This is a genomic window from Nocardia sp. CA-290969 (assembly GCF_050936135.1).
Lineage (GTDB): Bacteria > Actinomycetota > Actinomycetes > Mycobacteriales > Mycobacteriaceae > Nocardia.
This window is the reverse complement of the sequence record NZ_JBNJNJ010000001.1, coordinates 2,880,494-2,906,441: the sequence shown is the minus strand read 5'-3', so window position 1 is coordinate 2,906,441 and position 25,948 is coordinate 2,880,494. Positions and strand designations below refer to the sequence as shown.

24 protein-coding genes are annotated in these 25,948 nt (G+C 66.8%); 16 read left to right on the top strand and 8 right to left on the bottom strand.

Going from position 1 to position 25,948, the window contains the following annotated elements:
- Window positions 1-2: 2 nt before the first annotated feature.
- Window positions 3-413 (top strand): DUF5997 family protein, encoded by a 411-nt coding sequence (locus tag ACQEVO_RS13485; protein WP_432912877.1) that lies wholly within the window; start codon window positions 3-5, stop codon window positions 411-413.
- Window positions 414-471: 58 nt separating this feature from the next.
- Here the strand turns inward: ACQEVO_RS13485 and ACQEVO_RS13480 are convergent, their stop codons facing one another.
- The gene (locus ACQEVO_RS13480) at window positions 472-1,407 is read right to left on the bottom strand and encodes a LysR substrate-binding domain-containing protein (RefSeq protein WP_432912876.1); all 936 of its coding nucleotides are present in this window, start codon (window positions 1,405-1,407) and stop codon (window positions 472-474) included.
- A gap of 144 nt (window positions 1,408-1,551) precedes the next feature.
- Between ACQEVO_RS13480 and ACQEVO_RS13475 the strand changes: the two genes are divergently transcribed.
- The gene (locus ACQEVO_RS13475; RefSeq protein WP_432922658.1) at window positions 1,552-2,556 is read left to right on the top strand and encodes a YeiH family protein; all 1,005 of its coding nucleotides are present in this window, start codon (window positions 1,552-1,554) and stop codon (window positions 2,554-2,556) included.
- 177 nt (window positions 2,557-2,733) lie between these two features.
- On the opposite strand, the gene ACQEVO_RS13470 is transcribed toward ACQEVO_RS13475, so the two are convergent.
- The 4 genes from ACQEVO_RS13470 to ACQEVO_RS13455 all read right to left on the bottom strand — a co-directional run bounded on the left by ACQEVO_RS13470 (window position 2,734) and on the right by ACQEVO_RS13455 (window position 6,679).
- On the bottom strand, window positions 2,734-3,537 hold the full coding sequence (locus tag ACQEVO_RS13470; protein ID WP_432912874.1) for an ABC transporter ATP-binding protein: 804 nt from the start codon (window positions 3,535-3,537) through the stop codon (window positions 2,734-2,736).
- 17 nt (window positions 3,538-3,554) lie between these two features.
- Window positions 3,555-4,595 carry an ABC transporter substrate-binding protein gene (locus ACQEVO_RS13465; protein ID WP_432912872.1) on the bottom strand — a complete coding sequence of 347 codons (1,041 nt, stop codon included), beginning with the start codon at window positions 4,593-4,595 and terminating at the stop codon, window positions 3,555-3,557.
- Between the two features lie 44 nt (window positions 4,596-4,639).
- Window positions 4,640-5,512 carry an ABC transporter permease gene (locus tag ACQEVO_RS13460; protein ID WP_432912870.1) on the bottom strand — a complete coding sequence of 291 codons (873 nt, stop codon included), beginning with the start codon at window positions 5,510-5,512 and terminating at the stop codon, window positions 4,640-4,642.
- A gap of 126 nt (window positions 5,513-5,638) precedes the next feature.
- On the bottom strand, window positions 5,639-6,679 hold the full coding sequence (locus tag ACQEVO_RS13455) for a LacI family DNA-binding transcriptional regulator (RefSeq protein ID WP_432912868.1): 1,041 nt from the start codon (window positions 6,677-6,679) through the stop codon (window positions 5,639-5,641).
- Window positions 6,680-6,850: 171 nt separating this feature from the next.
- Between ACQEVO_RS13455 and ACQEVO_RS13450 the strand changes: the two genes are divergently transcribed.
- From ACQEVO_RS13450 to ACQEVO_RS13385, 14 genes are all read left to right on the top strand, one after another.
- Entirely contained in the window at window positions 6,851-8,014 is a 1,164-nt protein-coding gene (locus tag ACQEVO_RS13450; protein ID WP_432912866.1) for a Gfo/Idh/MocA family protein, read from the top strand.
- The gene (locus tag ACQEVO_RS13445) at window positions 8,011-9,201 is read left to right on the top strand and encodes a dihydrodipicolinate synthase family protein (protein WP_432912864.1); all 1,191 of its coding nucleotides are present in this window, start codon (window positions 8,011-8,013) and stop codon (window positions 9,199-9,201) included. The genes ACQEVO_RS13450 and ACQEVO_RS13445 overlap by 4 nt, the downstream gene beginning before the upstream one ends.
- Window positions 9,198-10,070, top strand: coding sequence for a sugar phosphate isomerase/epimerase family protein (locus ACQEVO_RS13440; RefSeq protein ID WP_432912862.1), 873 nt, complete (start codon window positions 9,198-9,200; stop codon window positions 10,068-10,070). The genes ACQEVO_RS13445 and ACQEVO_RS13440 overlap by 4 nt, the downstream gene beginning before the upstream one ends.
- A 127-nt stretch (window positions 10,071-10,197) precedes the next feature.
- Window positions 10,198-11,235, top strand: a complete 1,038-nt coding sequence (locus ACQEVO_RS13435; protein WP_432912860.1) for a phosphotransferase family protein — start codon at window positions 10,198-10,200, stop codon at window positions 11,233-11,235.
- A 492-nt stretch (window positions 11,236-11,727) separates the two neighbouring features.
- The gene (locus tag ACQEVO_RS13430; protein ID WP_432912859.1) at window positions 11,728-12,990 is read left to right on the top strand and encodes a cytochrome P450; all 1,263 of its coding nucleotides are present in this window, start codon (window positions 11,728-11,730) and stop codon (window positions 12,988-12,990) included.
- Window positions 12,991-13,432: 442 nt separating this feature from the next.
- Window positions 13,433-14,473 carry a radical SAM protein gene (locus ACQEVO_RS13425; RefSeq protein ID WP_432912857.1) on the top strand — a complete coding sequence of 347 codons (1,041 nt, stop codon included), beginning with the start codon at window positions 13,433-13,435 and terminating at the stop codon, window positions 14,471-14,473.
- Between the two features lie 19 nt (window positions 14,474-14,492).
- Window positions 14,493-15,719, top strand: coding sequence for a cytochrome P450 (locus tag ACQEVO_RS13420; RefSeq protein WP_432912855.1), 1,227 nt, complete (start codon window positions 14,493-14,495; stop codon window positions 15,717-15,719).
- A gap of 462 nt (window positions 15,720-16,181) precedes the next feature.
- Window positions 16,182-17,135 (top strand): ABC transporter permease, encoded by a 954-nt coding sequence (locus ACQEVO_RS13415; protein ID WP_432912853.1) that lies wholly within the window; start codon window positions 16,182-16,184, stop codon window positions 17,133-17,135.
- Window positions 17,132-18,025 (top strand): ABC transporter permease, encoded by an 894-nt coding sequence (locus ACQEVO_RS13410; RefSeq protein WP_432912851.1) that lies wholly within the window; start codon window positions 17,132-17,134, stop codon window positions 18,023-18,025. The genes ACQEVO_RS13415 and ACQEVO_RS13410 overlap by 4 nt, the downstream gene beginning before the upstream one ends.
- Window positions 18,026-18,075: 50 nt before the next feature.
- The gene (locus ACQEVO_RS13405; protein WP_432912849.1) at window positions 18,076-19,632 is read left to right on the top strand and encodes an ABC transporter substrate-binding protein; all 1,557 of its coding nucleotides are present in this window, start codon (window positions 18,076-18,078) and stop codon (window positions 19,630-19,632) included.
- 59 nt (window positions 19,633-19,691) lie between these two features.
- Entirely contained in the window at window positions 19,692-21,254 is a 1,563-nt protein-coding gene (locus ACQEVO_RS13400; protein ID WP_432912847.1) for an ABC transporter substrate-binding protein, read from the top strand.
- Between the two features lie 29 nt (window positions 21,255-21,283).
- The gene (locus tag ACQEVO_RS13395; protein ID WP_432912845.1) at window positions 21,284-22,306 is read left to right on the top strand and encodes an ABC transporter ATP-binding protein; all 1,023 of its coding nucleotides are present in this window, start codon (window positions 21,284-21,286) and stop codon (window positions 22,304-22,306) included.
- Window positions 22,296-23,279: an ABC transporter ATP-binding protein gene (locus ACQEVO_RS13390; protein ID WP_432912843.1), complete on the top strand. Its 984-nt coding sequence runs from the start codon at window positions 22,296-22,298 to the stop codon at window positions 23,277-23,279. The genes ACQEVO_RS13395 and ACQEVO_RS13390 overlap by 11 nt, the downstream gene beginning before the upstream one ends.
- Window positions 23,280-23,317: 38 nt before the next feature.
- Complete coding sequence (locus ACQEVO_RS13385; protein ID WP_432912841.1) at window positions 23,318-23,689, top strand: hypothetical protein; 372 nt, start codon at window positions 23,318-23,320, stop codon at window positions 23,687-23,689.
- A 99-nt stretch (window positions 23,690-23,788) separates the two neighbouring features.
- Here ACQEVO_RS13385 and ACQEVO_RS13380 read toward each other — a convergent pair whose 3' ends face one another.
- From ACQEVO_RS13380 to ACQEVO_RS13370, 3 genes are read right to left on the bottom strand one after another with little or no spacing between them, the layout of a single operon-like run.
- On the bottom strand, window positions 23,789-24,703 hold the full coding sequence (locus tag ACQEVO_RS13380) for an NAD(P)-dependent oxidoreductase (RefSeq protein WP_432912839.1): 915 nt from the start codon (window positions 24,701-24,703) through the stop codon (window positions 23,789-23,791).
- 8 nt (window positions 24,704-24,711) lie between these two features.
- Window positions 24,712-25,086 carry a carboxymuconolactone decarboxylase family protein gene (locus ACQEVO_RS13375; protein WP_357421679.1) on the bottom strand — a complete coding sequence of 125 codons (375 nt, stop codon included), beginning with the start codon at window positions 25,084-25,086 and terminating at the stop codon, window positions 24,712-24,714.
- Window positions 25,087-25,132: 46 nt separating this feature from the next.
- Window positions 25,133-25,939, bottom strand: coding sequence for a TauD/TfdA dioxygenase family protein (locus ACQEVO_RS13370; RefSeq protein WP_432912837.1), 807 nt, complete (start codon window positions 25,937-25,939; stop codon window positions 25,133-25,135).
- Window positions 25,940-25,948 lie beyond the last annotated feature (9 nt).

Here is a 25,948-nt window from a genome sequence, read left to right as displayed (position 1 = left end):
CGGTGAGCCCGGACCGGAAACCGCAGACGATGAAGCCGCTGACCGCGGCGAACAAGCTCGGCATCTATCTGCCGGCGGCTCCCGAAGAGTTCCGGAACAGCCCGATTTCCCGGGCCGAGCTCGACGAGCTCCGCACGAATCCCCCGCAGTGGCTCACCGAGCTGCGCCGCACCGGACCGTTCCCGCGCGATATCGTGGCCCGGAAACTCGGTATCTCCAACAGTGGTCTGACCAGGGCCGGAGTATCCGATTCGCTCACCGCCGACGAGATCGCCGCGCTGCTCGCGGATCCGCCGGAGTGGCTGATCCGCGAACGCGAAAGCTATGCCGCCGTGCGCGCCGAGGAGGAGCGGGTCCAGGCCAAGGAGGCCGAACGCCGGGCAGCGACCAATCGGCCGGCCAAGAGCAGGTAGTTCTGTCGCGCCGGCCGGACTCGTGCCGGTCCGGGACCGGATGGCCGGCGCCGGCTCCTCACCGCTGTGCCGCCGCCGGTGGGCGGCGAGACGTTCCGGCGGGACCTCGCCGCACGAGCCGGACGAGGTCGCCGGCGGGCCCCTCCAATTGACGCGGTGGCCGCCAGACGGCCCGCAGGGTGCGGTCGAGGCGCAGGCCTTCCACTTCGACGATCTTCAGTTCGCCCGACTCCACCTGCGCCGCGACCGCCAGCGTGCTCAGGACCGCCGGCCCGACCCCGCCCAGGACACTGGTTCTGATGGCGGCACCGCTGCCGAGTTCGAGCAGCGGGGCCGCCCGCTCGTATTCGTGCAGAGCCAGGTCCAGTGTGGTCCGGGTGCCGGAGCCGGGCTCACGGACCACGAGCGGGGTGCCCGCGAGTTCGGCGATCGACAGTGGACGTTTGCGGCGGGTCCACGGATGATGCGGGTCGACCACGACCACCAGCCGGTCGGCGGCGACCGCGATACTGTGCAGCGCCCGGGGCACGGCCGGGGATTCGACGAACCCGATATCGCACTGTCCGGCGATGACGTCGTCGCACACCTGCACGGAATTGCGCACCTGGAGGTGGATCGTGACGTCCGGAGCCGTCCGCCGGAACTGCCCCAGCCATGCGGGCATCAGATGTTCGGCGACGGTCATACTCGCGCTCACGGTGAGCTCCGCGGCGCGCTTCTCGCGCATCCCGGCGGCGACGTCGAGCAGTTGCCGGGCGTCGTCGAGAACTTTCCTGGACCAATGGGCGATCACCGTGCCCTCCGGGGTCAGCGTCGAACCGGTGGGCTTGCGCTGTAACAGCGGGGCACCCACCTGTGCTTCGAATTTCTTGATCGCGCGACTGGCGTTCGGTTGCGCGATACCCGCGATTCTGGCGGCCGCACCGAGGCTTCCATGATCGTCGACCCCCACGAGTAATTCCAGAATGCCGAGCTCAGGCCATCCGGTGGACATGCCCGAACTATATGGCACGATCGAGGTACATATCAGATTGATATGTACCGATAGCGGATTGCCGGCTACCGGGCGAGGACCGGGCACAGCAGAGTCACCGGTATGTCCAGGACTGTTCGACCCGCTCCGAACGTGTCAACGGCGATGCGCCCGGAAGCCGGTCGCCCGCGCAGTGCGGGCACGGTGGCCGGTATCGCCCTGTGCGCGGCCGCGGCGGCGGCGTCGATGGGAATCGGGTACCTGTTGCCGGCGGTGAGTCCGCTCCTGATCGCCCTTGCGCTCGGCGCGTCGACGGCGAATCTCGTCGCGGTGCCCGGCTGGATCCGGCCGGGTCTGGACTTCTCGGCCAAGCGGCTGCTCCGGATGGGTGTGGCGCTGCTCGGCCTGCGATTGATATTCGATGATGTGCTCGGCCTCGGCTGGGGCGTGCTCGCCGTCGTCGTCGCGATCGTCGTCCTCGGGATCGCGGGCACCCTGTACGCGGGCAAGCTGCTCGGGCTGTCGTGGTCGCAGCGGGTGCTCATCGCCTGCGGCTTCTCGATCTGCGGCGCCGCGGCGGTCGCGGCCACCGGCGGGGTGATCGACGCCGAGGAGGAGGAAGTGCTCACCGCGGTCGCACTGGTGGTCGTCTTCGGAACGCTGATGATCGCCGCCGTTCCGCTCCTTGCGCACCTGCTGGGTCTGTCCGGATGGCAGGCCGGAATGTGGGCGGGCGGCTCGATCCACGAGGTCGCCCAGGTAGTCGCGGCCGGCGGCATCCTCGGTGGTGGTGTGCTCGCCGTCGCCACGGTGGTCAAGCTGGCCCGTGTCCTGATGCTGGCGCCCGTAATCGCCTATCTCGCTGCCCGCCGGCGTCGCATGACCGACCGGGCCGATACCGATACCGGGCAGCCACCGCTCATTCCGCTGTTCGTCCTCGGCTTCCTCGGGTGCGTCACCCTGCGCTCGTGCGGTCTCCTGCCCTCCGGCCTGCTCGACGCGGCTCAGTTCGTGCAGGCCACCCTGCTCACCTCGGCGATGTTCGCGCTCGGGATCGGTGTACGAGTATCGCTGCTGCGTTCGGTGGGGCTGCGCCCGATCGTGCTGGCTACTCTCTCCACTGTGTGGGTAGCGTCCATCGCGCTGGTGGGTGCCTTGCTGGTGTCCTGAATATCCGATGGCCCCGGGTCCCGTGGACTCCGACAACCCCGGCGCGGTCACAACACTTTTCAGCGCGCTGCCGACGCGAACGGTTCGGGGACGCACTGAGCGCAGAACTCCGGCCCCGGCGCGACAGAGCGATCAGCAACGCAATGCCGCGCCGGGGCCGTGGTTACCGCGGAACGATCAGTCCGCGTGCGTCGCAGAGCCCAGCAGCTCCCGGATGCGGTTGGCGACCCTGATGAATTCCGGCTGCTCCATGGTCGAGGCGTACTCCCGGTGCGCCGGCAGGTCCACGTCCAGCAATTCGACGATCCGGCCCGGCCGCGGGCTCATCACGACCACCCGGTTGGCGAGATAGACGGCCTCGGCCACCGAATGGGTGACGAGCAGGACCGTGGTGCCCGTTTCCCGCCAGATCCGGTGCAGCTCGATATTCATCCGTTCCCGGGTGAGCGCGTCGAGTGCGCCGAACGGCTCGTCCATCAGCAGCACTTCCGGTTCGTGCAGCAGGGCCCGGCACAGCGAGACCCGTTGCTGCATTCCGCCGGAGAGTTCGTGCGGCAGGGCGTTCTCGAAGCCGGCGAGCCCGGTCATTTCGATCAGGCGCGCGCATTCGGATTCGGCCGTCCGTTTGCTCATACCGCGCATTTCGGCTTGGAGCAGAATGTTCTTGCGTACGGTCCGCCATTCCAGCAGTGCGGCGCGCTGGAAAACATAACCGATATTGCGCTGCGGCCCGCGTACGGGGGCGCCACCGAGTTCGACGCTGCCCCGGCTCGGCTGGGTGAGGCCGGCGACGACTTTCAGCAGCGTCGATTTTCCGCAGCCGGAGGGGCCGACGATCGAGACGAATTCGCCACGGCGTACCTGCAAATCCACATCGTGGAGCGCGGTGACCTCGCCGCGTTTGGACGAGAACCGTACGGTCAGGTCGGTCACCGCGACCGCGGTGTCGGTGCGGGCGAGAGTATCGGTGGGTGTGCTCATATCGTCACCTGTTCCGGTCACGGCTTGCTGGTGGGTGCGAACTTCGATTCCCAATACTTGGCCGGGTCCTCGGCCTTGTCGAGAAGCTTCGCATTGCTGAGGACCTCGACGGTGGCGCGCCAATCGGTCTCGGAATTGGTGCCCGGCGCCTTGCCGGCGGTTTCCGGGGTGCTGAGCAGCGGGATGGTCTGCTGCCACTGCTGGAGCAGGACCTCCTGCGGCGGCAGCTGCGGATCCTTGCCTTCCATCGCCGCGACCGCGGCCTCCGGGTTCGCGACCGCGGCGGCGAATGCCTCGCTGGTCGCATCCACCATGGCCTGGACGAGCTCGGGCGAGGATTCGATGGTGGCCTGGTTCGCGATCAGGCCGTTGCTGAAGAAGCTCAGGCCCTGGTCGGAATACCGCAGGTAGCGGACTTCCCGGCCGCTCTTGTTCGCGATGGTCGGGCCCTGGTCGTGCGCGAACCCGATGAGCCCGTCGACGCGGCCGGAGAGCATCGCCGACATCTTGCCGGCCGAGTCGAGGCTCTGCTGGGTTACCTGATCCGCCGGGACGCCCGCTTTGTCGAGGTAGACGGGGAAGGTGGTGGTCGGCGCGTCGCCCGCCGAGACGGCAATGGTCTTACCGGCCAGATCTGCCGGTGTGCGGATATTCGAATCGGCGAAGACCTGCACGGCCGACGGCGTGGTCTGCAGGAAGACGCCGACGCTCTTGATCTTGACGCCCTTGTCGATATTGCTCAGCACGGCCGGGGTATCGGCCCAGCCGAAATCGGTCTGCTTCGAACCGGTGGCCTGCGCTGTTTTCGTGGAGCCCTGGCCGGCCGAAATCGTGAGATCGATGCCGTGCTCGGCGAATATGCCCTCCTGCACCCCGTAATAGAACGGTGCGTGCTCGCCGTAGGGATACCAGTTCAGCATCAGCGATACCGCGGTGGTCTCCCCGTCGGTGCCGGGGTTCTTCGCCGCCGTGCCGCCGCCCCCGCAGCCGGTCAATACCAGGAGCGAGGCGACCGCGGTGGCGGCGATCGTCGTGAGTGTGCGAGTTCGGAATTTCATGCGGGTTCTCCAGCTGTGGCACTGATAAGGGATATTCGGCGGGCTCAGGCCGCGCCCACGGCCGAGGCTGTGGAGCGGCGCGAGGCGTGCCAGGGAATGAGGAACTGTTCGGCGATTTCGATGATCGCGAACAGGATGATGCCCAGCAGGGACATGATGATCAGGGCGGCGAACAGCATCGCGGTGTCGATATTGCCGTTGGCTTGCAGAATCACGTAGCCGAGCCCTTCGTTCGCGCCGACGAATTCACCGACGACAGCACCGGTGACCGCGAGCGTGGCGGCGATTTTCAGGCCGGACATCAACTGCGGCAGCGACGCCGGAAAACGCACCTTCACGAAGGTCTTCCAGTTGCTCGCGCCCATGGTGGAGGTGAGTTCGAGTATTTCCGGATCGACCGAACGCAGCCCGGCCATCCCGGCGATGACGATCGGGAAGAACGCCATCAGTACGGCGACGAGGATTTTGGGGCTGGTCCCGAACCCGAGCCAGACGATGAACAGCGGCGCGATCGCGATCTTGGGTATGACCTGCGCGAAGAGGATGAGCGGGTACATCGTCCGCTCGACACCGCGGGAGTAGATCATCACCAATGCGACGGCTTCGCCGACCAGCGCGGCGATAACGAAGCCGACCACCGTTTCGTAGGTCGTCACCCAGGTGTTCTGCAGCAGATAGGCCGAGTTGTCGGCGGCGGTGCGCCAGGTATCGGCGGGCGACGGCAGAATGTACGCCTCGACGAGCTCGAATTCGGTGACGGCCCACCATGCGACGACGAGTACCGCCACCAGGGCGAGCGGCCGCCATACGGTCGACCACATGGTGGAGAGGGAGGGGAGTTTCCGGCGCCGAGTGCGCACGGGTTGCGTCGCTTTCGGTGCGGACGAACCGGCCTCGACGGACGTGACTACCGCCATCTGGAGTCCTAAAGCTAGTAGTGGAGCGGGGTTCGCACTACACCCGCCGGGAATGCGCTTTCCGACGCTGGGACCGAGGCTAGTGTGACCGGACGCACAGTGTCAAGGGTTTGGCGTCGTCGCAGGTCAGGACCGGCGCAAAATGCTGCTGTCGCGCAGGATCACCCGGCCGGGCACGAATTCGTGGGTATGCGCGGCGGTCGCGGAGTCGTCGAGTGCGAGCGCGACGGCGCGTTCGCCGATCTCGACCAGCGACAGTGCCACCGTCGAGAGGCCGGGCACATGATCGCGCAGCGTCGGGATATCGTCGAACCCGGCGACGCAGACATCGTCGGGCACCGTGAGGCCGAGTTCCCGCCACGCCGCGATCGCGCCGATCGCCATCACGTCGCTGACGGCGAAAACGCAGGGTGTGATGCCGCCGGCCTGTCCGGGCCGCAGATCCAGTGCGGCGGCCAGGCGGCGCGCGGCGCTGAAACCACCGTCCCGGGAGAAATCGCCCGCGATCTCCACGAGCGGTGTCACCCCGTGCGTCGCGAGCGTTTCGACGAAGCCGTTGCGGCGGTCGACAGCGGTCCGGATATTGGCCGGACCGCCGATAACGGCGAAGTCCCGGTGGCCCTGCTCGAGCAGGGCATGTGCCAGCTGCGCCGAGGCCACCTGGTTTTCGGGCTCGACGGCGGCGCCGAACGGCAGTGGCTGCCCGATGACGACCACCTTGCCGTTGTTGTCCAGGTACCGGGCGCAGTCCTTCTCGAGATCGCGGTCGAGATCCCCGCTCTGGCGTGAACCCGCCAGGATGATCGCATCGGCGCGGTGCGAGATGAAGGTGCTCACGGATTCGCGCTCGATATCGAAATCGCGTTGCGTACTGGACAGCAGGACGAGTTTGCCGGCCCGGCGTGCCGCCGCCTGAACGCCCTGCACGATCGAGGAGAAGTAGGGGTCGGCGATATCGTGCACGACGAGTCCGATGAGCCCGGTCGAGGATCGCGCGAGGGCCTGGGCCTGGGCATTCGCCACATATCCCAGTTCGGCGGCGGCGGCACGAACCCGATCGGCGACGCCTTCGCCGGGAACCCGTGACGAGCCGTTGAGCACGCGGGAGGCGGTCGCCTGGGATACCCCCGCCCGGGTCGCGACATCTTGCAATCTCACAGCCGCCATGACTTCGTGCCTCGTTCTCTCGTGGGCGTGGGGTTGACCGGAATTCGGGACTAGCATAGCTTGGAAAGCGCATTCCGACGCTGACCAATCCACTCGGCAGGTGCGGTCTCCGCACCGTTCACGACCCGTTCCGCGGTCGTCGGCCCAGCAAATCAGAAGAGGCACCCAGCCATGCCCGATTCCACTCCGCAGCGCACGCTCCGCATCGCCATGAACGGCGTCACCGGACGCATGGGCTACCGCCAGCACCTGGTGCGCTCCATCCTGCCGATCCGCGACAGCGGCGGGCTGTTGCTCCCGGACGGTACCCGTGTCCAGGTGGAGCCGATCCTCGTCGGCCGCAATGCCGCCAAGCTCGCCGAGCTCGCCGAACGACACGGGGTCGCCGAATGGAGTGTCGACGCCGCCGCCGTCCTCGCCGATCCGTCGATCGATATCTACTTCGACGCGCAGGTCACCTCGCGCCGTGCCGAGGCGCTGGCCGCGGCCATGAAGGCCGGTAAGCACGTCTTCACCGAGAAACCGACCGCCGAAACGCTCACCGAGGCCGTCGAACTCGCCCGGGTCGCCGCGAACGCCGGCGTCACCGCGGGAGTCGTGCACGACAAGCTCTACCTACCCGGCCTGGTGAAGTTGCGCAGGCTCGTCGACGAAGGTTTCTTCGGCCGGATCCTCTCACTGCGCGGCGAATTCGGCTACTGGGTCTTCGAGGGCGACGGCCAGCCCGCCCAGCGGCCCAGCTGGAACTACCGGGCCGAGGACGGCGGCGGCATCGTCGTCGATATGTTCTGCCACTGGAACTATGTCCTCGAGGGCCTGCTCGGCAAGGTCGAGGCGGTCACCGCGAAGGCGGCCACCCATATCCCCACCCGATGGGACGAACAGGGCAAGCCGTATCCGGCCACCGCCGACGATGCGGCCTACGGGATCTTCGAGATGGAAAACGGCGTGATCGCGCAGATCAACTCGTCGTGGGCCGTGCGCGTGTACCGGGATGAGCTGGTCGAGTTCCAGATCGACGGAACACACGGATCCGCCGTTGCCGGCCTGCGCAAATGTGTCGCCCAGCATCGCTCGCACACGCCCAAACCGGTGTGGAATCCGGATCTCCCGGTGACCGAGCCGTTCCGTGACCAATGGCTCGAGGTGCCGGCGAACGCGGAGCTGGACAACGGATTCAAGCTGCAATGGGAGGAATTCCTCACCGACGTGGTGAACGGGCGGCCGCACCGCTACGGGATGCTTTCCGCCGCCCGCGGCGTACAACTGGCCGAACTCGGCCTGCGTAGCTCCGCCGAAGGCCGCCGGATCGAGATCCCGGAGGTCACGCTGTGACCGCGGCGTCCACGGGTGTGTCGGTCGTACTGCCCACCGGCGGCCGGTTCGAACCGTACGTTCTCGGCGCGCCCGGCGCGTGGACCCGGCCGGCGCGGCCGATCGCCTCGCGCACGGCTTTCGCTGCCGCGCATGTGATTCCACGCGCCACGGCCGACAACACACCGGGTGCTCCCGCGGATATCGATTGGGACGCGACCCTGGCCTACCGGCACGAACTGTGGTCGTACGGGCTCGGTGTCGCCGACGCCATGGACACCGCACAGCGCGGCATGGGTCTCGACTGGCCGGCGACCGCCGAATTGATCCGGCGCTCCGGTGCCGAGGCGGCCTCGGCCGGTGGCAGGCTGGCCTGCGGAGCCGGCACCGATCAGCTCGACCTCGCCGGACTCCCCTCCGGACCGGCCGGCCTGGCCGCGATCGTCGACGCCTACCGGGAGCAGATCGACGTGGTCAGGGGTGCCGGTGCCCAGGTGATCCTGATGGCGTCGCGGGCACTCGTTCAGGTTGCCCGGTCGGCCGCCGACTACGTCTGGGTCTACGAGAAATTGCTGGCCGGTGTGGACCGCCCGGTGATCCTGCACTGGCTCGGCACCATGTTCGATCCCGCGCTGCACGGATACTGGGGCAGCGACGATATCGATACAGCCACCGAGACGTTCCGGACGCTCATCGAGAACAACCGGGCGAAGATCGACGGAGTCAAGGTCTCGCTGCTCGACGCGGCGCACGAGATCGCCTTGCGCCGCGCCTTGCCCGCGGGCGTGCGGCTGTATACCGGCGACGATTTCAACTACCCGGAGCTGATCATCGGTGATGCGCACGGGCACTCGGACGCGTTGCTCGGTATCTTCGCGGCGATCTATCCGGCCGCGTCCACCGCACTCCAGGAACTCGACAACGGCAACGCGACCCGTGCGTCGGAAATACTGCGCGCCACACAAGAACTGGGTCGGCACATCTTCACCGCACCGACGTACTACTACAAGACCGGGATCGCGTTCCTGTCGTGGCTCAACGACAGGCAGCCGGGTTTCTCGATGGTGGGCGGCCTGTCCACGGGCCGGTCTGTGACCCATCTGGCCGAACTGTTCCGGCTCGCGGACAAGGCCGGTCTCTTGTCGGACCCGGAACTGGCCGCGCACCGTATGCGCCTCTACCTCGAACTGAACGGATTGACCTCATGACTTCTGTTGCGGCACAGCCCAGTGCCTATGATCTGTCCGATCCGTTCCGGTCGCTGTCGCTGAATACGGCGACGACGAAACGGTGGACCCTCGCCGAGGCGGTGGACGGTGCCGCCCGGGCGGGGCTCGGCGCCATCGGTCTGTGGCGCGATCGGGTCGACGAGATCGGTGCGGCCGCCGCGGCGAAGATCGTCGCCGATGCGGGGTTGCGGGTCTCGAGCCTGTGCCGCGGCGGCTTCCTGACCGAGCCGGGCGACGAACAGGCGGCACTCGACGACAACCGCCGTGCCATCGACGACGCCGCGACCCTGGGCACACGGGAACTGGTGATGGTGGTGGGCGGTATGCCCGACCGCGACCTCGCCGCCGCGCGGGCGCGAGTGGACGAGCGGCTGGCACTGCTGGCGCCGTACGCGGCCGAACGCGGGGTCCGCCTCGCCCTCGAGCCGCTGCACCCCATGTTCTGCGCCGACCGGGCGGTGATTTCCACACTGGCTCAGGCATTGGCGATGGCGCAGCCATATCCGGCGGACACCGTGGGCGTCGTGGTCGACACCTTCCATATCTGGTGGGATCCGGCCCTGGAAGAACAGATCGCCCGGGCCGGCGCCGCCGGGCGGATCAGCTCGTACCAGGTGTGTGACTGGCTGAACCCGATGGCCGCCGATCCGCTGCTGTCCCGCGGCATGATGGGTGACGGCGTCATCGACTTCACGGCTATCGGCCGGTGGGTTCGTGCCGCCGGGTATCGAGGCGAGGTCGAGGTCGAGATCTTCAATGCGGCTATCTGGGCCGGCGACGGCCGGGAAGTGATCGAGACGATGAAGCAGCGCTACCGCGACCTGATCCTGCCCGCCCTGGTGGACTGAGCCGCCGCGACCGCACCGATCGCAGAATATGGGGCACTAGCGCCAGACGTCTCATATGCAGCAGACTGGGAACCCCACCGCGCGGCACCAGGGCACCGGTGGCAGAGGTTCAGGAGATGGCGAGTCGATGGTCTACGGCGAAACTGATCAACCCGCGGAGCCGAGCGCCCCCGCCGGTATCGATATCGAGCGGGTGACCGGCTGGTTCGCCGAGAACGTCCCCGCGGCCGAGCCGCCGCTGCGGTTCGAGCTGATCACCGGCGGCCGGTCCAATCTCACCTACCGTGTCTACGGCCGGTCCGGCGGCCGCTGGGTCCTGCGCCGGCCGCCCACCGGACATGTCCTCGCCTCGGCGCATGATGTCGTTCGCGAGTTCCGGATCCTCGATCTGCTCGCCGGCGGCCCGGTTCCGGTTCCCCCGGTGCTGGGCTGCTGCACCGACCACGCCGTCACCGGCGCGGATTTCTACGTCATGGAGCATGTGGACGGTGTGGTGCCCGATATCGGCACCGCCGCCGGGATCCCGCGGGGGAGTCGCGCCGCCGCTTCGCGCAATATCGTCGATACGCTCGCGGCCGTCCACGCTGTGGATACCAGCACCGGGCCGCTCGCCGAGCAGCGGCGACCCGGCAGTTATCTGGAACGTCAGCTGCGCCGCTGGCACCGTCAGCTCACCGCCGGTGGCGTCGGGCCGGGACCGCTCTGGGAGGTGCACGATCTGCTCACCCGGCGGATGCCGCCGGAGCGCTGGACCGGGATCGCCCACGGTGATTTCCGCCCGGGGAATCTGCTGATCGGGCCCGACGGGACCGTTCGCGCCGTACTGGACTGGGAGCTGTGGACCGTCGGCGACGTCATGGCCGATATCGGCTGGCTCACCGCGGCCTGGACCTCGGCCGAACCGTTCGGCTGGGCCCCCGACCCCGCCGAGGGCTACCTCGATATCGATGCGGTGCTCGCGCGCTACGCCGGAACCACCGGCCGGGCCCTCGACGATCTGCCCTACTACCAGGCCTTCGCGCTGTGGCGGCTGGCGGCCATCGCGGAAGGAGTGGCGGCGCGTTTCCGCGCCGGGGTGATGGGCGAACAGGATATCGATGTAGCGGACCTGTCGGAGCGACCTGCCCGGCTCGCCGAATCCGCGCGGGCGGTACTTCTCGGCTGACCGGCGCCGGCCGCTTCCGGTTTCCGTCGGCGGAATCGAAGCGAACGCACTATTGCGACCGGAATAGTGAGAAGCGCGAGGCTCTATTTGCCTGTGTATCGATATGCGGAATCCGAATAAGTCTGTCCACCGGCCCGGAACCGCAACCCGTATTCCGGCGGAATATGGCAGACAAAAGTCCTTCTCGTCGGCGCGCGGCTTCGTGCACCGAAGTGAAACCGCTGGTGCGAACGGCGTTTCGATGCCTGGGTTGCGCCTGCGGGCCAGGCGTGGGCCCGGAATGCCTTGCGGAAACCCGGAATTGGATTCGCACTCTCGCGAACCGGCCGGGCCGGAACTTCCCATGGCCCCGCGCGGGCGCGCAGTGGCGTATCGCACTACTCTCTCGGTTGCGGCCGATTCGCCACACCAATAATGTTCCGACACAGGAGATGTCCCAAGTGGGACAACTTCTCGGATCTGTCGCTGTTGCTGTCATTGGAGTTCCCGGCATTGACCAAGTCCCTACCGTCGTCCGAAACCGGTACCGCCGGATGCCCGTACTCCGCACCCCGACCGGCCGGCGCGCCCCCGCGCGTCCCCCTGTACACCGAGGAGTACGCCGCCGACCCGCATCGCGTCTTCAGTGAGATGCGTGGCCGCCACCGGACTCTCGCGCCGGTGGAGCTTGCCCCCGGTATCCCGGCGACCTTGGTGATCGGTTACCACACTGCCATCCGGATTTTCAATGATCCCGATCATTTCCCGGCCGACGCGCGCGCGTGGGAGAAGTCCGTCCCGGCCGACCATCCGCTGATGCCGATGATGGCCTGGCGGCCGAACGTGATGCGCAGTACCGGTCCGGAACATATCCGGTACCGGGAGGCGATCACGGCCGCGCTCGACGGGGTCGACCTTTTCTCCATGCACCAGAATGTCGAGGCGGTGGCCACCCCGCTGATCAACGGCTTCTGCATGGACGGCGAAGCCGAACTCATCTCCCAGTACGCCTTCCCGCTGACGTTCCAGGTGCTCAATGCCATGCTGGGCTGCCCGCTGGAGCTCGGGCAGCGCATCGCCGCCGGTATGGCCGCCATGTTCGAAGGTGGCGCCGCCGCCACCGACGCCGACGCCAGGATCAACGAAGCACTGTTCGAACTGGTCGCGCTCAAACGCGCCGAGCCCGGCCGCGATATCACCTCCCGGCTGCTGGCCCATCCGGCCGGGCTGCAGGATTCGGAGATGGTGCACCAGCTGGCCGTGCTCTACGGCGCGGGGATCGAGCCGCTGACCAATCTGACGGTCAACACGCTGCTGCTCATGATCACCGACCCCCGCTTCACCGGCGAAACGTCGTCCGGGGTGGCCCCGACGACCCGGGACGCACTCAACGAGCTGCTGTACACCGACCCGCCGATGGCGAACTACTGCCTCAGCTACCCGCGGCAGCCGATCATGCTCGACGGCGTCTGGCTGCCCGCCGATCAGCCGGTGGTCATCGGCATGTCGGCCTGCAACAACGATCCGGCGATCCATTCGGGCCAGTACACGGACAACAACGCACATCTGGCCTGGGGTTCGGGACCGCATACCTGCCCGGCGCGGTCGATCGGCTATATGGTCGCCCAGAACGCGATCGATCAGCTGCTCGACGCGCTCCCCGAAATCCAGCTCGCCTGCCCGGCCGACCAACTGCGTTGGCGCCCGGGTCCTTTCCACCGCGCGCTCTCGGCGATGCCGGTGAAGTTCCCGCCCTCTCCGCCGCTCGGTCTCTGACGCTGCCGCGGTGTGGCCCACGGTGGCTACGCCGCGGCCATGCCGCATGGGTGCGTAGAATCTACCGCACGAGAATCGTTGTGCCGGAACATATCCTGGAATCGTTGCGTAGATCGTAAAAAGCGTCGGTGATGCGCAGGGGGCATCGCGCTGTACCAGGGTTTGTCCTAGACTTATTTCTAGCGCTAACGAGTTCAGTTCCCGTACGACCGCTCCGTATCCGCATTCTCACCAACCACCTGCCGGCCCATCGGTTCGGCAGCGCATCGGCAGCACTATCGATTTCCGACAGTCTCGACTCGCCGGTGACATTCAGCAGCGTGCAAATCTGCCGCATCGCACCGAGGAGGATGTTGTGCCTCAGCCCGTTTTCTTGGACGTCAGGCCAAGCAAGGAACGCATTTTAACCCGAGCATTCGAACTCGCGCAAGAGGATCCGGCATTGGCCGAACGATTGATGCGCGTGAACGAAGTGGCCCGGGGGATCCGCACGGTGGAGGTCTGGGTTACCGACGCCTGTAACCTGCGGTGCAAGGGGTGCTGGTTCTTCGAACACGATATGGACAAGCAGAGCGTCGAGATCCGTGATCTGGACACCATCCGCGCGTTCGCCGAAGACCTGCGCGACAACAAGAAGATCACCAGCACACTGCTGATCGGCGGCGAGCCGGCCCTGGTCCTCGATCGCGTCCGGGTGTTCGCGGAGACGATTCGCCACGTCACCGTGGTGACCAACGGGACGCGCCCGATCCCGTACGACGGACTGGAAGATATCGCCATCGCGGTGTCCCTGTGGGGCGGCGGACCGGTGGACGACGAACTGCGCGGGCACGGGGTCAACGGCCGGCGGATCAACGGTCTGTTCGACAAGGCGCTGCGCACCTACACCGGCGACCCGCGCGCCACCTGGGTGTACACGCTCAGCGAGGCCGGGATGCCGTACCTCGAACGCACCGTCGAGGCCATCGCGGCCAACGGTAACCAGATCAACTTCGGGTACTACAGCGACAACGGCACCGATCCCACCGCGCGCCTGGCCAACGAAGAACGGGCGATCGAGGAAATGACGCGGATGCGCGAGACGTATCCCGAAACCGTTGTCGGCGATCCCTATTACTACCGCACACTGGTCACCGGCCACACGCACTGGGGCACCTTCGGCCGCGAGACCTGCCCCAGCGTCAGCAACGACCATCCGGCACATGCCCAGCGCCTCACCGAAGGGCATCCGATCGTCGGCCGTTTCAACGCCTACCGCACCGACCACAGTGTGCAGTACTGCGCCACGACCGGCGACTGCGACAACTGCCGGGACAGTCAGGCCGTGTGGAGTTGGCTGCTGGTGAATATGCACCGGTTCCTCGGTGATACCGGCATGCTGAACACCTGGGTGACGCTGGCCGAGGAGTTCTACCGCCAGTACTACTGGTCGAGCTACCATTCCGCGCGTCAGGCACCCGCCGAATCGGCCATCGGCGCCTAGCGCCGGGCGACAGTCCACCATGGCAGCACTGTCTCTGGAGAAGGCACGGCTGTTCGCCGATGTCCTTCGTGGTGACCCGGGCGCGCGGATCCTCTGGGCCCCGCCCGGGTCCGACCGGCATCGGCAATACGAGAAGGTCCGCGCCCGCGGTGCCCTGGCCGGTAGTCGTCGCGGCCTGCTGTTCACCGCCTCGCACGCGCTGAGCTACCAGGTGCTCACCGGGAGCGACTTCGGTCCGGCGCCCATCGGGGCGTCGGCCCGCCGTCGCAACGAAAGCGGTGACGTCACGCTCGTACACCCGGTGAACGACTCGTTCCTGAAGCTGGAACCACCCCGGCACACGGAACTGCGATCGCTCGTCGCGCCCACCTTCCATCGGCGCGAACTCGGCGAGCTCGGACCCCGGATCGAGAAAATCGTCGGGCAATGCCTCGACGAGCTTCCCCGCGGCCGGGTCACCGATCTGGTCACCAACTATGCCGAAGCCGTTCCCATGGCGATGATCTCGCATATTCTCGGGCTTCCCGATACGTCGGCCCCACAGTTCGCGGCCTGGGGAAATGTGCTCGCCTCGTTGCTGGACGGCGCCCGGACAACGCGGGAACGGCAACGTTCCCGCGCGCTCGTCACCGAGATGACCACGTACTTCCGGGAACGTCTCGGCGACGCCGACCCGCAGGGAGTCGGGCTCATCGCCGGACTGGCCGGCCAGTGCCCTGCCCGGCTGACGCCGCGCGAGGCCATTGCCACGTGCAGCATGCTGCTGGTCGGCGGTTTCGGCACCACCACACACCTGCTCGGAAACACCCTGCACACGCTGTTGCGGCAGCCCCACCTCCGGCCGGCCGACGGGGATTACACGGCGGTGATCGAAGAATCCCTGCGCTACGACGCACCCGTGCAGTACGTCGTCCGGGTCGCCAAGACCGATACCCGGCTCGGTGGCCGGGAGGTCACCGCGGGAACGCCGATCGTGGTGCTGCTCGCCGCCGCGAATCGCGATCCGGAGATCTTCACCGACCCGCATGTCTTCGATCCGCAACGCCGGGAACCACATCGTCATCTCACCTTCGGCGCCGGTATCCACTTCTGTATCGGCGCCGCGCTGGCCCGCGCGGAAGCCGCTATCGCCGTTCGGCAGTTCTTCGAGCGCTATCCGGACGCTCGTCTCGCGGGCAAACCGACACCGGTGCCTTCCCGCGCGTTACACGGATTGCGCCGGCTACCGGTCGTCCTCGAAGGCTGAGCGAGCGCATCGGGTTTCACCTGCGTGTCGGTGGCCCGGTTCAACACAGAGCGAGCGGTGGCCTCCGACGGACCGTCATCACCTCGAAGTGCCGAGGGCCCGTAGCCGCGCTGCCGGGAGCAAGGGGCAGGGCGGCGAACCGGGCCCCGTCACACCGGTCGGCTGTCACGAATTCGGACCCTCTGGTCCACCGTGGAAAGACCTCACCGTCGAGCGCGGACTCGGGTACCGGTTCGCTCGCCGGTAGCGCTCTTGCCAGCGGGTTCGAAGTTCTTCTGCGATTTTCCGGCGGCGCAACGCTAGGTAGAATATGATTCTACTTACAGCGCGAACATGAATCTGTATTGGAAGAATCCAATTCTCGGCATGCTCGCGTCAGCCCGCATCAGACCGTGAATCGCGAGCCGGGCACCCCACGGGTGCCGGGCCGAACGGTCGCGCGCTCCGGAAAGGCGAAGGTGGATGATGTTTTCCATCGTGAGGCGAGTGGGCCGAGGTCTACTGGTGGTCCTCCTGGTCACCCTGGCAGTTGTGGTGCTGCTGAGTTTCGCACCGGGATCGGTGGCGCAGGTCATCCTCGGCGACGCGGCCACGCCGGAAGCCGTTGCGGCGCTGAACAGCAAACTCGGCCTCGACGAGCCATTGTGGGTGCAATATCTGAACTGGGTCGCAGGCGCCGCCCAGGGTGATCTGGGCACCTCACCGCTCACCGGACAATCGGTGACGACGGCGATCACCGAGCGATTGCCGGTGACGTTCCAACTGGCCGCGATGGCACTCGCCATCGCACTGATCAGTGCGGTTTTCCTCGCCGTGATTTCGGCGATGCGGCCGGGAAGTCCGGTCGATCGGGGGACTGCCGCGCTCTCCTCCGTTTTTCTCTCGGTCCCCGCGTTCGTCGCCGGCCCGATACTCATCTACTTCTTCGCGGTAGAGCTGGGCTGGCTTCCGGTGACCGGATGGAACCGCATCGGCGACGGCATCGGGCTGAACCTGCAGTCCGCTCTGCTGCCGGCCGTCGCGATGGCGCTGATGGAGATCGCCGCATTCCATCGGCTGCTGCGCACCGACCTGATCACCACGCTGCGTGAGGATTTCATCGGGGCAGCCCGCGCCAAAGGGATGAACGAGTGGTACGTGATGTTCCGGCACGCGCTGCGGCCGTCGTCGTTCTCACTGATCACGCTGGCGGGTATCAATCTCGGGCGGTTGATCGGCGGGACGGTGATCGTCGAAACGCTGTTCTCGCTACCCGGTCTCGGCCAGTTGCTCGCCTCCTCGATCGTGTCCCGGGACCTGATCATGGTGCAGGGAATCGTGGCATTCATGGCGGTCGTCTATGTCGTCATCAACATCCTGGTCGACTCGAGCTATGAGCTGATCGACCCCCGGGTCAGGAAGGTGGCCACGGTATGACTCGAGCCGATGTGCAGGTCGAGCGTAAGCAGCGGATCGAGGCGCCGGTGAAACCGGAAGTCCCGCGGGTGCGCAAACCCCGCTCGATACTGGTGTACCTGTCCTACGCCTGGTTGATCGTGATGATCTCGGCGGCGATCTTCGCCGATCTGCTGCCCTTGGCGTCGTATTCGATCCCCGTGGGTCCACCGCGGCAACCTCCGCAACTCGGATCGCTCGATCTCCTGGCCGGCACCGACAATCTGGGGCGGTCGATGTTGTCCCGGTGCGTGTACGGCGCCCAGGTGTCGTTGCTGATCGGCACGGTCGCGACCCTCATCGGGTCGGCACTCGGGTCGAGTATCGGGATGCTGGGCGGCTATTTCCAGAAGCGGACGGATGCGGGGATCCGGTTGCTCAGCGATACGATGCTGGCCTTCCCGCCGCTGATCCTGCTGATGGCGCTGACCGCGGTCTTCGCCCCGGGATTGGGCACCCTGATGGTCGGCCTCTCGCTGATCATCATCCCCTCGTTCATCAGGCTCGCCCGGGCGAACACGCTGACGTGGACGGCCCGGGAGTTCGTGCTCGCCGCCCGGAACATGGGTGCCGGGCACGGCCGGATCCTGGGCCGGGAAATCCTGCCGAATGTGCTGCCACCGTTGCTGGCGTATCTGCCGATCGTCATGGCGGCGCTCATCGTCGCGGAAGGATCGCTGAGCTTTCTCGGGCTCGGCATCCCGCCCCCGACACCGAGCTGGGGAGGCATGATCTCCGACGGCAAGGACAGTCTGGCCACCGCACCGCATCTGGTTTTCGTGCCCGCCGCAGTTATCTTCTGCACCGTTTTCGCGTTGAACCAGGCGGGTGACCACCTGCGTGGCCGGTTCGATCGCACGATGCGTGACTGACGCCCCGCCCGCTCCCGAACTGCCATCCCGTGTCAGCACCGAGGTACCGAATGATGATCCGACGCTGTTGTCTGCTCGTCGCAGCTCTTGTCTGCCTGGCATCGCTCCTGACCGCGTGCAGCGGTGCCAACAGTGAAAAGCCGGCCGGCAACGTCCCGGTTCCCGGCGGCACCGCCCGCATCGTCCAGATCACGGAGCCGCGCAGCCTGGACCCGGCAACGCTGAGCAATCAGTGGGTGCTCAATGCCGTGGTCGGCAATGCCTTGTTCGGAACACTGATGGTCGATGATCCGGAAACGGGTGATCTGCGATTCACCATGGCGCAGAGTTTCGCCACTCGTGACGGGGGTGCCACGTTCGAGTTGACGTTGCGCCCGGATCTGCGGTTCTCCGATGGCAGTCCTTTGGACGCGGCGGCGGTGAAATACAACTGGGACCGAATCAAGGACCCCGCCAACGGTTCGGCCTACCTCCAGGAAGCATCGATGGTGGCCGCGACCGAGGTTGTCGATTCCACCCGGCTGGCGGTGACGATGGCCGAGCCGGTGCCGAACTTCGCGGAGGCGGTGTACGGCACCTCGCTGAATTGGATCGCTTCGCCCGCCGCACTGGGGGCCGGCAGACAACAGTTCGACGCGCATCCGGTCGGCGCCGGCCCTTTCACGCTCAGGCATTGGGCACGCGGAGACGCCATCGAACTGGTGAAGAACCCGCAGTATTGGGATGCGCCCAAACCCTATCTCGACGCGATCACCCTGCGCACCAACGGCGATACCGCCCAGCGGATCAACACCTTGATCAGCGGGGGTGCCGATCTGGTGATCGAGACGAACCCGGCGAGCCTCGCCGAGTCGCGCGCGGCCGGATTCCCCACCGGCACAGTGCCGTTGCACGGCGGCCAGACCCTGACCATGAACACACGCAGGCCACCCTTCGACGATGTGCGTGCACGCCGAGCGGTCGCCGCGGCGATCGACCTCGAGGCGATCAACGTCGCCGTCTACCACGGCGAAGGCCGGGTCCCGAAGAGTCTGTTCGGTGAGACTTCGCCGTTCCACACGGGACTGCCGCTCCCGCAGCCGGACCGGGAGACCGCGCAACGACTCTTCGACGAGCTGGCGGCCGAGGGTAAGCCGGTATCTTTCACCTTCACCAGCGGCCCCACCGCGGAGATCAGGGCACTCGCGGAGAACGTGCAGGCGCAACTGAGCGCGTTCGGCAATGTAGAGGTCGCTGTCACGGTCGCGGATATCACCCGGGTGGTGGAACTGCGCCGGACGAACGACTTCGATATGACGACGAGTTCGGCGAACTTCACCGATCCGGAACCGGCTCTGTGGTCCGCGTTCCACCGGAACTCCCGGCGCAACTTGTCCGGGATAGCCGACGCGGAGTTGAGCCGGGCACTGCAGGACGGCCGGACCGGGACAACGAGCGGGCAACGCGCAGATGCCTATCGCCGGGTGCAGGAACGGCTGAACGCACTTGTCCCGGTGATCTTCCAGGTCAGTAATGAGCCCAGCGTCGTCACCCGCAGAAACGTCGGTGGTGTCGTGCAGTACGGCTACGGGTCGCTCCTACCGGAGGAACTCTGGGTCGAGAACTGACTGCCGCAACCATCCCCGTCACCGATTCACTCCTCGCTTCTCCTTCGAGAGGAACAATGATGTTCCGAGCAACGCTCTTTCGTTCGATCGCCGCGTGCTGTACTGCCCTCGTCCTGGCCGCCTGCGGCGGGACCGGAGCAGGTACGGGCACCGGCCCCGGTGGTGATCCGGTGGCCGGCGGTACCGCACAGATTCTCCAGATCAGTGAACCCCGCACTCTGGACCCGGTAGCCCTGGGCAATCAGTGGGTGATCAACGCGCTACTCGGCAATGCCCTGTACGGGACATTGCTGGTCAACAACCCCGACAGCGGCGAAATCGAATATTCCATGGCGACCGGTTTCGCCACACCGGACCGGGGCACCACGTTCGATTTGACGTTGCGGCCGGATCTGCGGTTCTCCGACGGGACCCCGCTGGACGCGGCGGCCGTGAAATTCAATTGGGATCGTTTCGCCGACCCGGCCAACGGATCGTCCTATGTCGAGGATGCGGCGGTGATCGCGGCGACCGAGGTCGTGAACCCGACCACGCTGCGAGTCCGAATGCACCACCCCATACCGCATTTCGCCTACACCGTAGTGGAGAGTTCGATGAACTGGATCGCCTCACCGAAGGCGCTGCAGGCCGGGCGCGCGGCCTTCGACAGCAACCCGGTGGGCGCGGGCCCGTTCACCCTCCAGCGGTGGGCCCGGCAGGATGTGATCGAGCTGGTCAAGAACCCGCAGTACTGGGATGCGCCGAAACCGTATCTGGACCGGATCGAGCTGCGCACCTCCGGTGACTCGGTTCAGGGCTACAACACGCTGATCAGCGGCGGTTCCGATGTGATCATCAGCTCCAACTGGGGAAGTATCGAAAAGCTGGCGAATCAAGGTTTCCCGACGGCGGTATCGCCGCTGCACGGCGGACAACACCTGTCGATGAACATGCGGCGCGCGCCGTTCGACGATATCCGGGCCCGCCGGGCGGTCGCGGCCGCCCTCGACGTGAACGCGCTCAATCTGACCATCTACAACGGAAGCGGGGAACTCCCGACCACCCTGTTCCGTGACTCCTCGCCGTATCATGCGCCGGATCTGCCGCTGCACACGCACGATCCGGTAACCGCGCAACGGTTGTTCGACGAGCTGGCGGCCGAGGGCAAGCCCGTGAAGTTCACCTACACCACCACCGCGCAGACGGAGAACAGGCTGCTGGCGGAGAGCGTTCAGGCTCAGCTCAGCGCGTTCGGCAATGTCGAAGTCGAAGTTCGGGTCATCGATATCATCGACCTGATCAAGCTGCGCTATACGCACGATTTCGACGTGATGACCGGTGGTGCGTTCTTCATCGATCCCGAGCCGCGGCTGGGGACGGCCTTCTACGGGGATTCGAGCCGCAACACCGCCGGCATCGACGACGAGGCCCTGAACGCGGCACTCGATACCGGCCGGACGTCGACGGATGTGGCGCAGCGCAAGGCGGCCTACCGGACGGTTCAGGAGCGGCTGATCGATCTGATGCCCGCCATCTTCTACACCCGCACTGTCGCGGGCGCGGCAACCGGGAAGAACGTCGGCGGCCTCACCATGTACGGCGCCGGCTCGGTCCGGCCGGAGGAGCTGTGGATCGCCGAGTAGCGGGCACGATCCGAGGAGAGCTGAGAACCATGAGTGCTCAACCGAATCTGCAGGTGCGGAACCTGCATACCTATATCAGTACCGAACGCGGTGTCGTACGAGCCGTGGACGATGTGTCCTTCGATGTGGACCGCGCTCAGGCCCTCGGCGTAGTGGGCGAATCGGGCTCCGGGAAGTCGGTGATGGCCCGGGCGATCATGGGACTGCTGCCACCGCGCGCCGGCTGCTCCGGTGAGGTGCTGTTCCAGGGCCGGAACATCCTCGCGCTCTCCAAGAAGGAGAAGCTCGATATCTGGGGAAAGCAGATCGCCATGGTCTTCCAGGACCCCGGACGGTCGCTCAATCCGGTCGTGCGCGTCGAACGCCAGCTCACCGAGGGCATGCGCAAACATCTGGGCACCGGCCGTTCCGAGGCGCGAAGTCGCGCGCTCGAGCTCCTCCGCGAGGTCGGGGTCCCGGATCCGGAACGCCGGCTACGCAACTACCCGCACGAGATGTCCGGGGGGATGCGGCAACGAGTGATGATCGCCATCGCCCTGGCCTGCGAACCCGACCTGCTGATCGCCGACGAACCGACCACCGCTCTGGATGTGACGATCCAGCGGCAGATCCTCGACCTGCTGCGCCGCGTGCAGCGGGACCGGGGGATGTCGCTGATGTTGATCAGTCATGACCTGTCGGTGGTCGCGGGGCGCACCGACCGGGTCTCGGTCATGTACGCCGGGCGGCTCGCCGAATGTGGCGCGACCCGCCAGGTCTTCACCGCCCCTCGCCATCGGTACACGCGGGCTCTGATGGGCGCCACGCCGACGATCGAACACCAGCGGTACGCGCCCCTGCGATTGATCGAGGGCGGTTTGCCGGATCCGGCCGCACCGCCGCCGGGCTGCCGGTTCGCGCCCCGGTGCAGTCACGTCGCCGATGTGTGTCGCGAGGATCCCGGTCCGGCGTTGACCGAAATCGCCGCGGACCACCTGGTGGCGTGCGCGCATCCTGCTCTCGAACCCGTAACAGCCCGTTCGGAATCCGGTGGTGATACCCATGGCAGGTAGCGGAACCGCGCATCTGCGCGACGAGGCGGCGCTGCTCAGTGTGCGCGACCTGGTGGTCGAGTACGACACCGACGGCGGGACCGTTCAGGCGGTGTCCTCGGTGAGCTTCGACGTCCTACCCGGCGAGACCCTCGGAATCGTCGGGGAATCGGGATGCGGGAAGTCCACGACCGGCCGGGCCGTGCTCCGGCTGGACAAGCTGACCTCCGGCCGGATCGCCTTCGCCGGCGAGCAGATCGACGAGGCCGACGGCCGCCGCATGCGTAGTCTGCGGCGGGAGATGCAGATGATCTTCCAGGATCCGGTGGCCTCGCTGAATCCGCGCAGACCGGTCCGCGAGATCGTGGTCGAAGGTTTGGCCGTTGCCGGGAAGCCCGCGGCCGAACGCGAGTCGACCTCCAAGGAAGTGCTCGCGAAGGTCGGGATAGACGAGCGGCTCGCCGGCTCGCTACCTCGGCAACTGTCCGGTGGTCAGGCCCAGCGTGTCGCGATAGCGCGGGCGCTGGCGGTCGATCCCCGGCTGCTGATCTGCGACGAACCGGTATCCGCGCTGGATGTCTCGGTGCAGGCGCAGATCCTCAATCTCATTGCCGAGCTCAAGGCCGAATACGACCTGACCGTGGTGTTCATCAGCCATGATCTCGGTGTCGTGCGCACGATCAGCGATAACGTCATGGTCATGTACCTCGGCAAGGTATGCGAATTCGGCGATGCCGTCGAGGTGTACGACCATCCGGCACATCCCTACACGAGGGCGTTGCTCGATTCGGTACCGCTGGCCGACCCGGACGAGGGTTTCGCGGGGCCGGCGCTGGCCGGCGATATTCCCTCACCACTCGCGCCACCCCGGGGCTGCCGGTTCCGGACCCGCTGCCCGCACGCCCAGCAGCTCTGCGCAGAGGAGGAACCCGAGGTCCGTGAAGTCCGGCCGGGGCAGTACGCCGCCTGCCACTTCCCGCTGACCGAAGCCTGAGTCCGAAGCACACGTAGTCTCGCGCGGTGTGCTCTCATATGAGTTTCGAGAACCCTCCCGCGGAGCCTCACGAGGTCGTGGTCGAGACGTTGGAGCGGGCTCTGCGTGACCGCACGGCCGCGGGGGAGGCCGCGACTGTGCTGGTCGGAACCGCGTTGTACGACGACGACGTCGAGTTCGTCGAGCACTGGTGTGTGCAGGTCGGGACACGGGCTGCGCCGGGGAGCCCGTTGCTGGGGCTGGCCGGCCTGTGCCTGGGACACACCGCTCGGCGGTTCGGGCGTCTCAGCGAAGAAGCCGTCGCACTGGCGAAGTCGCTGGCGGCGCGTGCCGAGGCCGATCCGTCGGACGTGGACGGCCGGGCCGTCGACGGGTATGACGACGTCCGGAGCTTCCTGCACCTGTGGTGAGCGGCCCCCGGTCCGGTCGGGTGGCGTTGCCTGCCGCGGCACCCGGCTGTGCGTGGCTACGACACGACCGAAAGAGGGCAGCCACCGCTCTCCCCACTTTCAGAATGCGGTCTGGGCGGGTCGGTCGTGCCTTCCGTCCACGATCACACCGGCGGCCGCCTCGAGTGGTTTCACAATGGTGGTGAAATCGGAGTCCGGGCCCTCGGACGCTGTGGTCGCCTCCCATTGCCGGGCGACCGTTTCGGCGAGTTGGGTCGGAGTGCCCAGCTTCGCGGCCTCGTCCAGGTAGAGCCGGACGTCCTTGGTCATCAGTCCCGTCGCGAAGCCGAAGTCGAAGGTGCGGGGGAGCACCGCGCGGGGGAACTTGTCCCGGCTGGCGTGGGTGGCACCCGAGCCGGCGTTGAGCACATCGATCATCACGGTGGGGTCGAGGCCGGCTTTCACACCCATGACCATCACTTCGGCGGTGGCGGCGAGGGTGGCGGCGGCCATCAGGTTGTTGATCAGCTTCATCGTTTGCCCGGCACCGGGCTCGGTGGCTACCAGAAGCGGCCGGCCGAGTGCCTCGAGAAGTGGTGTGGTGGAGTCGAACTCGTCCGCCGGCCCGGAAGCCATGATGGCGAGCGTGCCGTGCCGAGCCCCCGCGACACCGCCGCTCACGGGACAGTCGAGCATGGCGATACCGCGATCGGCCAGCATTGCCGACAGCTGCCGGGCGGCGTGCGGGCCGATGGTGGAGAGTTCGACGAGCCGGCGCACTCGTGCGCCGTGGATGATGCCCTCGCCTCCGGTGGCGACCTCCAGCGATGCCTGCGGTGTCGGCAGGCTGGTCAGCACTGTCTCGACACGGTCGGCCACGTCCGCGGGGGAGGACGCGGCCACGGCGCCGAGCGTGACCGCCCGGTCGATCGACTCGGCGCGGGCGTCGAACACCACGAGCCGGTGGCCGGTTTCCCGTAGCCGGGCGGCCATCGGGAACCCCATGTTGCCCAGGCCGATCAAGCCGATATCCATGGTGCCCACTAGCCGTTGTCCGTTTCGGCGAGTACCTCCCGGGCGATCCGGAAACTGTCGACGGCAGCCGGAACACCGGCGTACACGGCGACCTGTAGCAGTACTTCACGGATCTCGTCGCGGGTCACACCGTTGTTGAGCGCCCCTTTGACGTGGGTGCGCAACTCGTGCGGCCGGTTGAGTACCGAGAGCATGGCGAGGTTGAGCATCGAACGAATCTGCGGGGACAGGCCGTCGCGACCCCATACCGCTCCCCAGCAGTACTCGGTGACGAGGTCCTGTAGCGGCTGGGTGAAGTCGTCACCGGCGGCGTTGCGCACGTAGTCCGCGCCGAGTACCTGGGTGCGGATCCGGCGCCCGGTGTCGTAGGTGTCCTGGTTCATGAATGTTCTTCCTGCCTGTCGCGGGGCGGGTGGCCGTGGCCGGGGATCAGTTCCATGCCTCGTCGCCGGCGATGGTCGTGCGGTGCATGGTCCGCTCGGAGGCCGGATCGTAGGGCAGGGCCCGGTGCAGCATGCCGGTGTTGTCCCAGATCACCAGGTCACCGACCGACCATTCGTGGGTGTACCGGAAACGCTCCTGGGTGGACCACTCCAGCAGTTCGTCGAGGAGTTCGCGGCTGCTGTCGGGGTCCATGCCGACGATATGGTCCGCGGTGGCGCCGATGACAAGTGAGCGCCGGCCGTCCCGGCGCCGCCATACGAGCGCGCTCTCGTGGGTGGGGATCCGCCGCCATTGGGCGAGTTGCTGTTCGGTGGGGTCGGGGTGCACCGCGCGCTGCGCCGCCTCGAGGCTGTGGACCACACGCAGGTCCGCACAGCGTTTACGTTCGGGCTCCGGCAGGTTCTCGTAGGCAGCGTAGGTGCTGGCGAATTCGGTACCGCCGCCGATCATTGCGACGTGCCGCGCGGTGAGCATGGTGGCCTTGGCCGGTATCCGGTTCGTGGTGTCGTCGATATGCCAGCAGAACGTCCCTTTGAGGTACTCGGCGGTGGGGTTCTTGCCGGGATCCAGCGACACGGTGAAGATCTCCCTGCCGCCGGGCGCCAGCACGGTACCCAGCTTGCGACTCAGCTCGAGCTGAGCGGAGTCGTCGAGATGGGCACCGCGAATCAGCAGTACGCCGCGCCATCTGATCGCCTCCCGGATCCGGGCGACGGTGGCCTCGGACAGCAGATCGTCGGCATCGATCAGTTCGGCTCCCAGTTCGGGGCTCAAAGCGACTGTTTCGGTCATCGGAACATC

Coding starts and splice junctions, on each gene's coding strand:
- ACQEVO_RS13480 (WP_432912876.1), bottom strand. CDS start 1,407: ATGTCCACCGGATGGCCTGAGCTCGGCATTCTGGAATTACTCGTGGGG.
- ACQEVO_RS13475 (WP_432922658.1), top strand. CDS start 1,552: ATGCGCCCGGAAGCCGGTCGCCCGCGCAGTGCGGGCACGGTGGCCGGT.
- ACQEVO_RS13470 (WP_432912874.1), bottom strand. CDS start 3,537: ATGAGCACACCCACCGATACTCTCGCCCGCACCGACACCGCGGTCGCG.
- ACQEVO_RS13465 (WP_432912872.1), bottom strand. CDS start 4,595: ATGAAATTCCGAACTCGCACACTCACGACGATCGCCGCCACCGCGGTC.
- ACQEVO_RS13460 (WP_432912870.1), bottom strand. CDS start 5,512: ATGGCGGTAGTCACGTCCGTCGAGGCCGGTTCGTCCGCACCGAAAGCG.
- ACQEVO_RS13455 (WP_432912868.1), bottom strand. CDS start 6,679: ATGGCGGCTGTGAGATTGCAAGATGTCGCGACCCGGGCGGGGGTATCC.
- ACQEVO_RS13450 (WP_432912866.1), top strand. CDS start 6,851: ATGCCCGATTCCACTCCGCAGCGCACGCTCCGCATCGCCATGAACGGC.
- ACQEVO_RS13440 (WP_432912862.1), top strand. CDS start 9,198: ATGACTTCTGTTGCGGCACAGCCCAGTGCCTATGATCTGTCCGATCCG.
- ACQEVO_RS13435 (WP_432912860.1), top strand. CDS start 10,198: ATGGTCTACGGCGAAACTGATCAACCCGCGGAGCCGAGCGCCCCCGCC.
- ACQEVO_RS13420 (WP_432912855.1), top strand. CDS start 14,493: ATGGCAGCACTGTCTCTGGAGAAGGCACGGCTGTTCGCCGATGTCCTT.
- ACQEVO_RS13415 (WP_432912853.1), top strand. CDS start 16,182: ATGATGTTTTCCATCGTGAGGCGAGTGGGCCGAGGTCTACTGGTGGTC.
- ACQEVO_RS13410 (WP_432912851.1), top strand. CDS start 17,132: ATGACTCGAGCCGATGTGCAGGTCGAGCGTAAGCAGCGGATCGAGGCG.
- ACQEVO_RS13405 (WP_432912849.1), top strand. CDS start 18,076: ATGATGATCCGACGCTGTTGTCTGCTCGTCGCAGCTCTTGTCTGCCTG.
- ACQEVO_RS13400 (WP_432912847.1), top strand. CDS start 19,692: ATGTTCCGAGCAACGCTCTTTCGTTCGATCGCCGCGTGCTGTACTGCC.
- ACQEVO_RS13395 (WP_432912845.1), top strand. CDS start 21,284: ATGAGTGCTCAACCGAATCTGCAGGTGCGGAACCTGCATACCTATATC.
- ACQEVO_RS13390 (WP_432912843.1), top strand. CDS start 22,296: ATGGCAGGTAGCGGAACCGCGCATCTGCGCGACGAGGCGGCGCTGCTC.
- ACQEVO_RS13385 (WP_432912841.1), top strand. CDS start 23,318: ATGAGTTTCGAGAACCCTCCCGCGGAGCCTCACGAGGTCGTGGTCGAG.
- ACQEVO_RS13380 (WP_432912839.1), bottom strand. CDS start 24,703: ATGGATATCGGCTTGATCGGCCTGGGCAACATGGGGTTCCCGATGGCC.
- ACQEVO_RS13375 (WP_357421679.1), bottom strand. CDS start 25,086: ATGAACCAGGACACCTACGACACCGGGCGCCGGATCCGCACCCAGGTA.
- ACQEVO_RS13370 (WP_432912837.1), bottom strand. CDS start 25,939: ATGACCGAAACAGTCGCTTTGAGCCCCGAACTGGGAGCCGAACTGATC.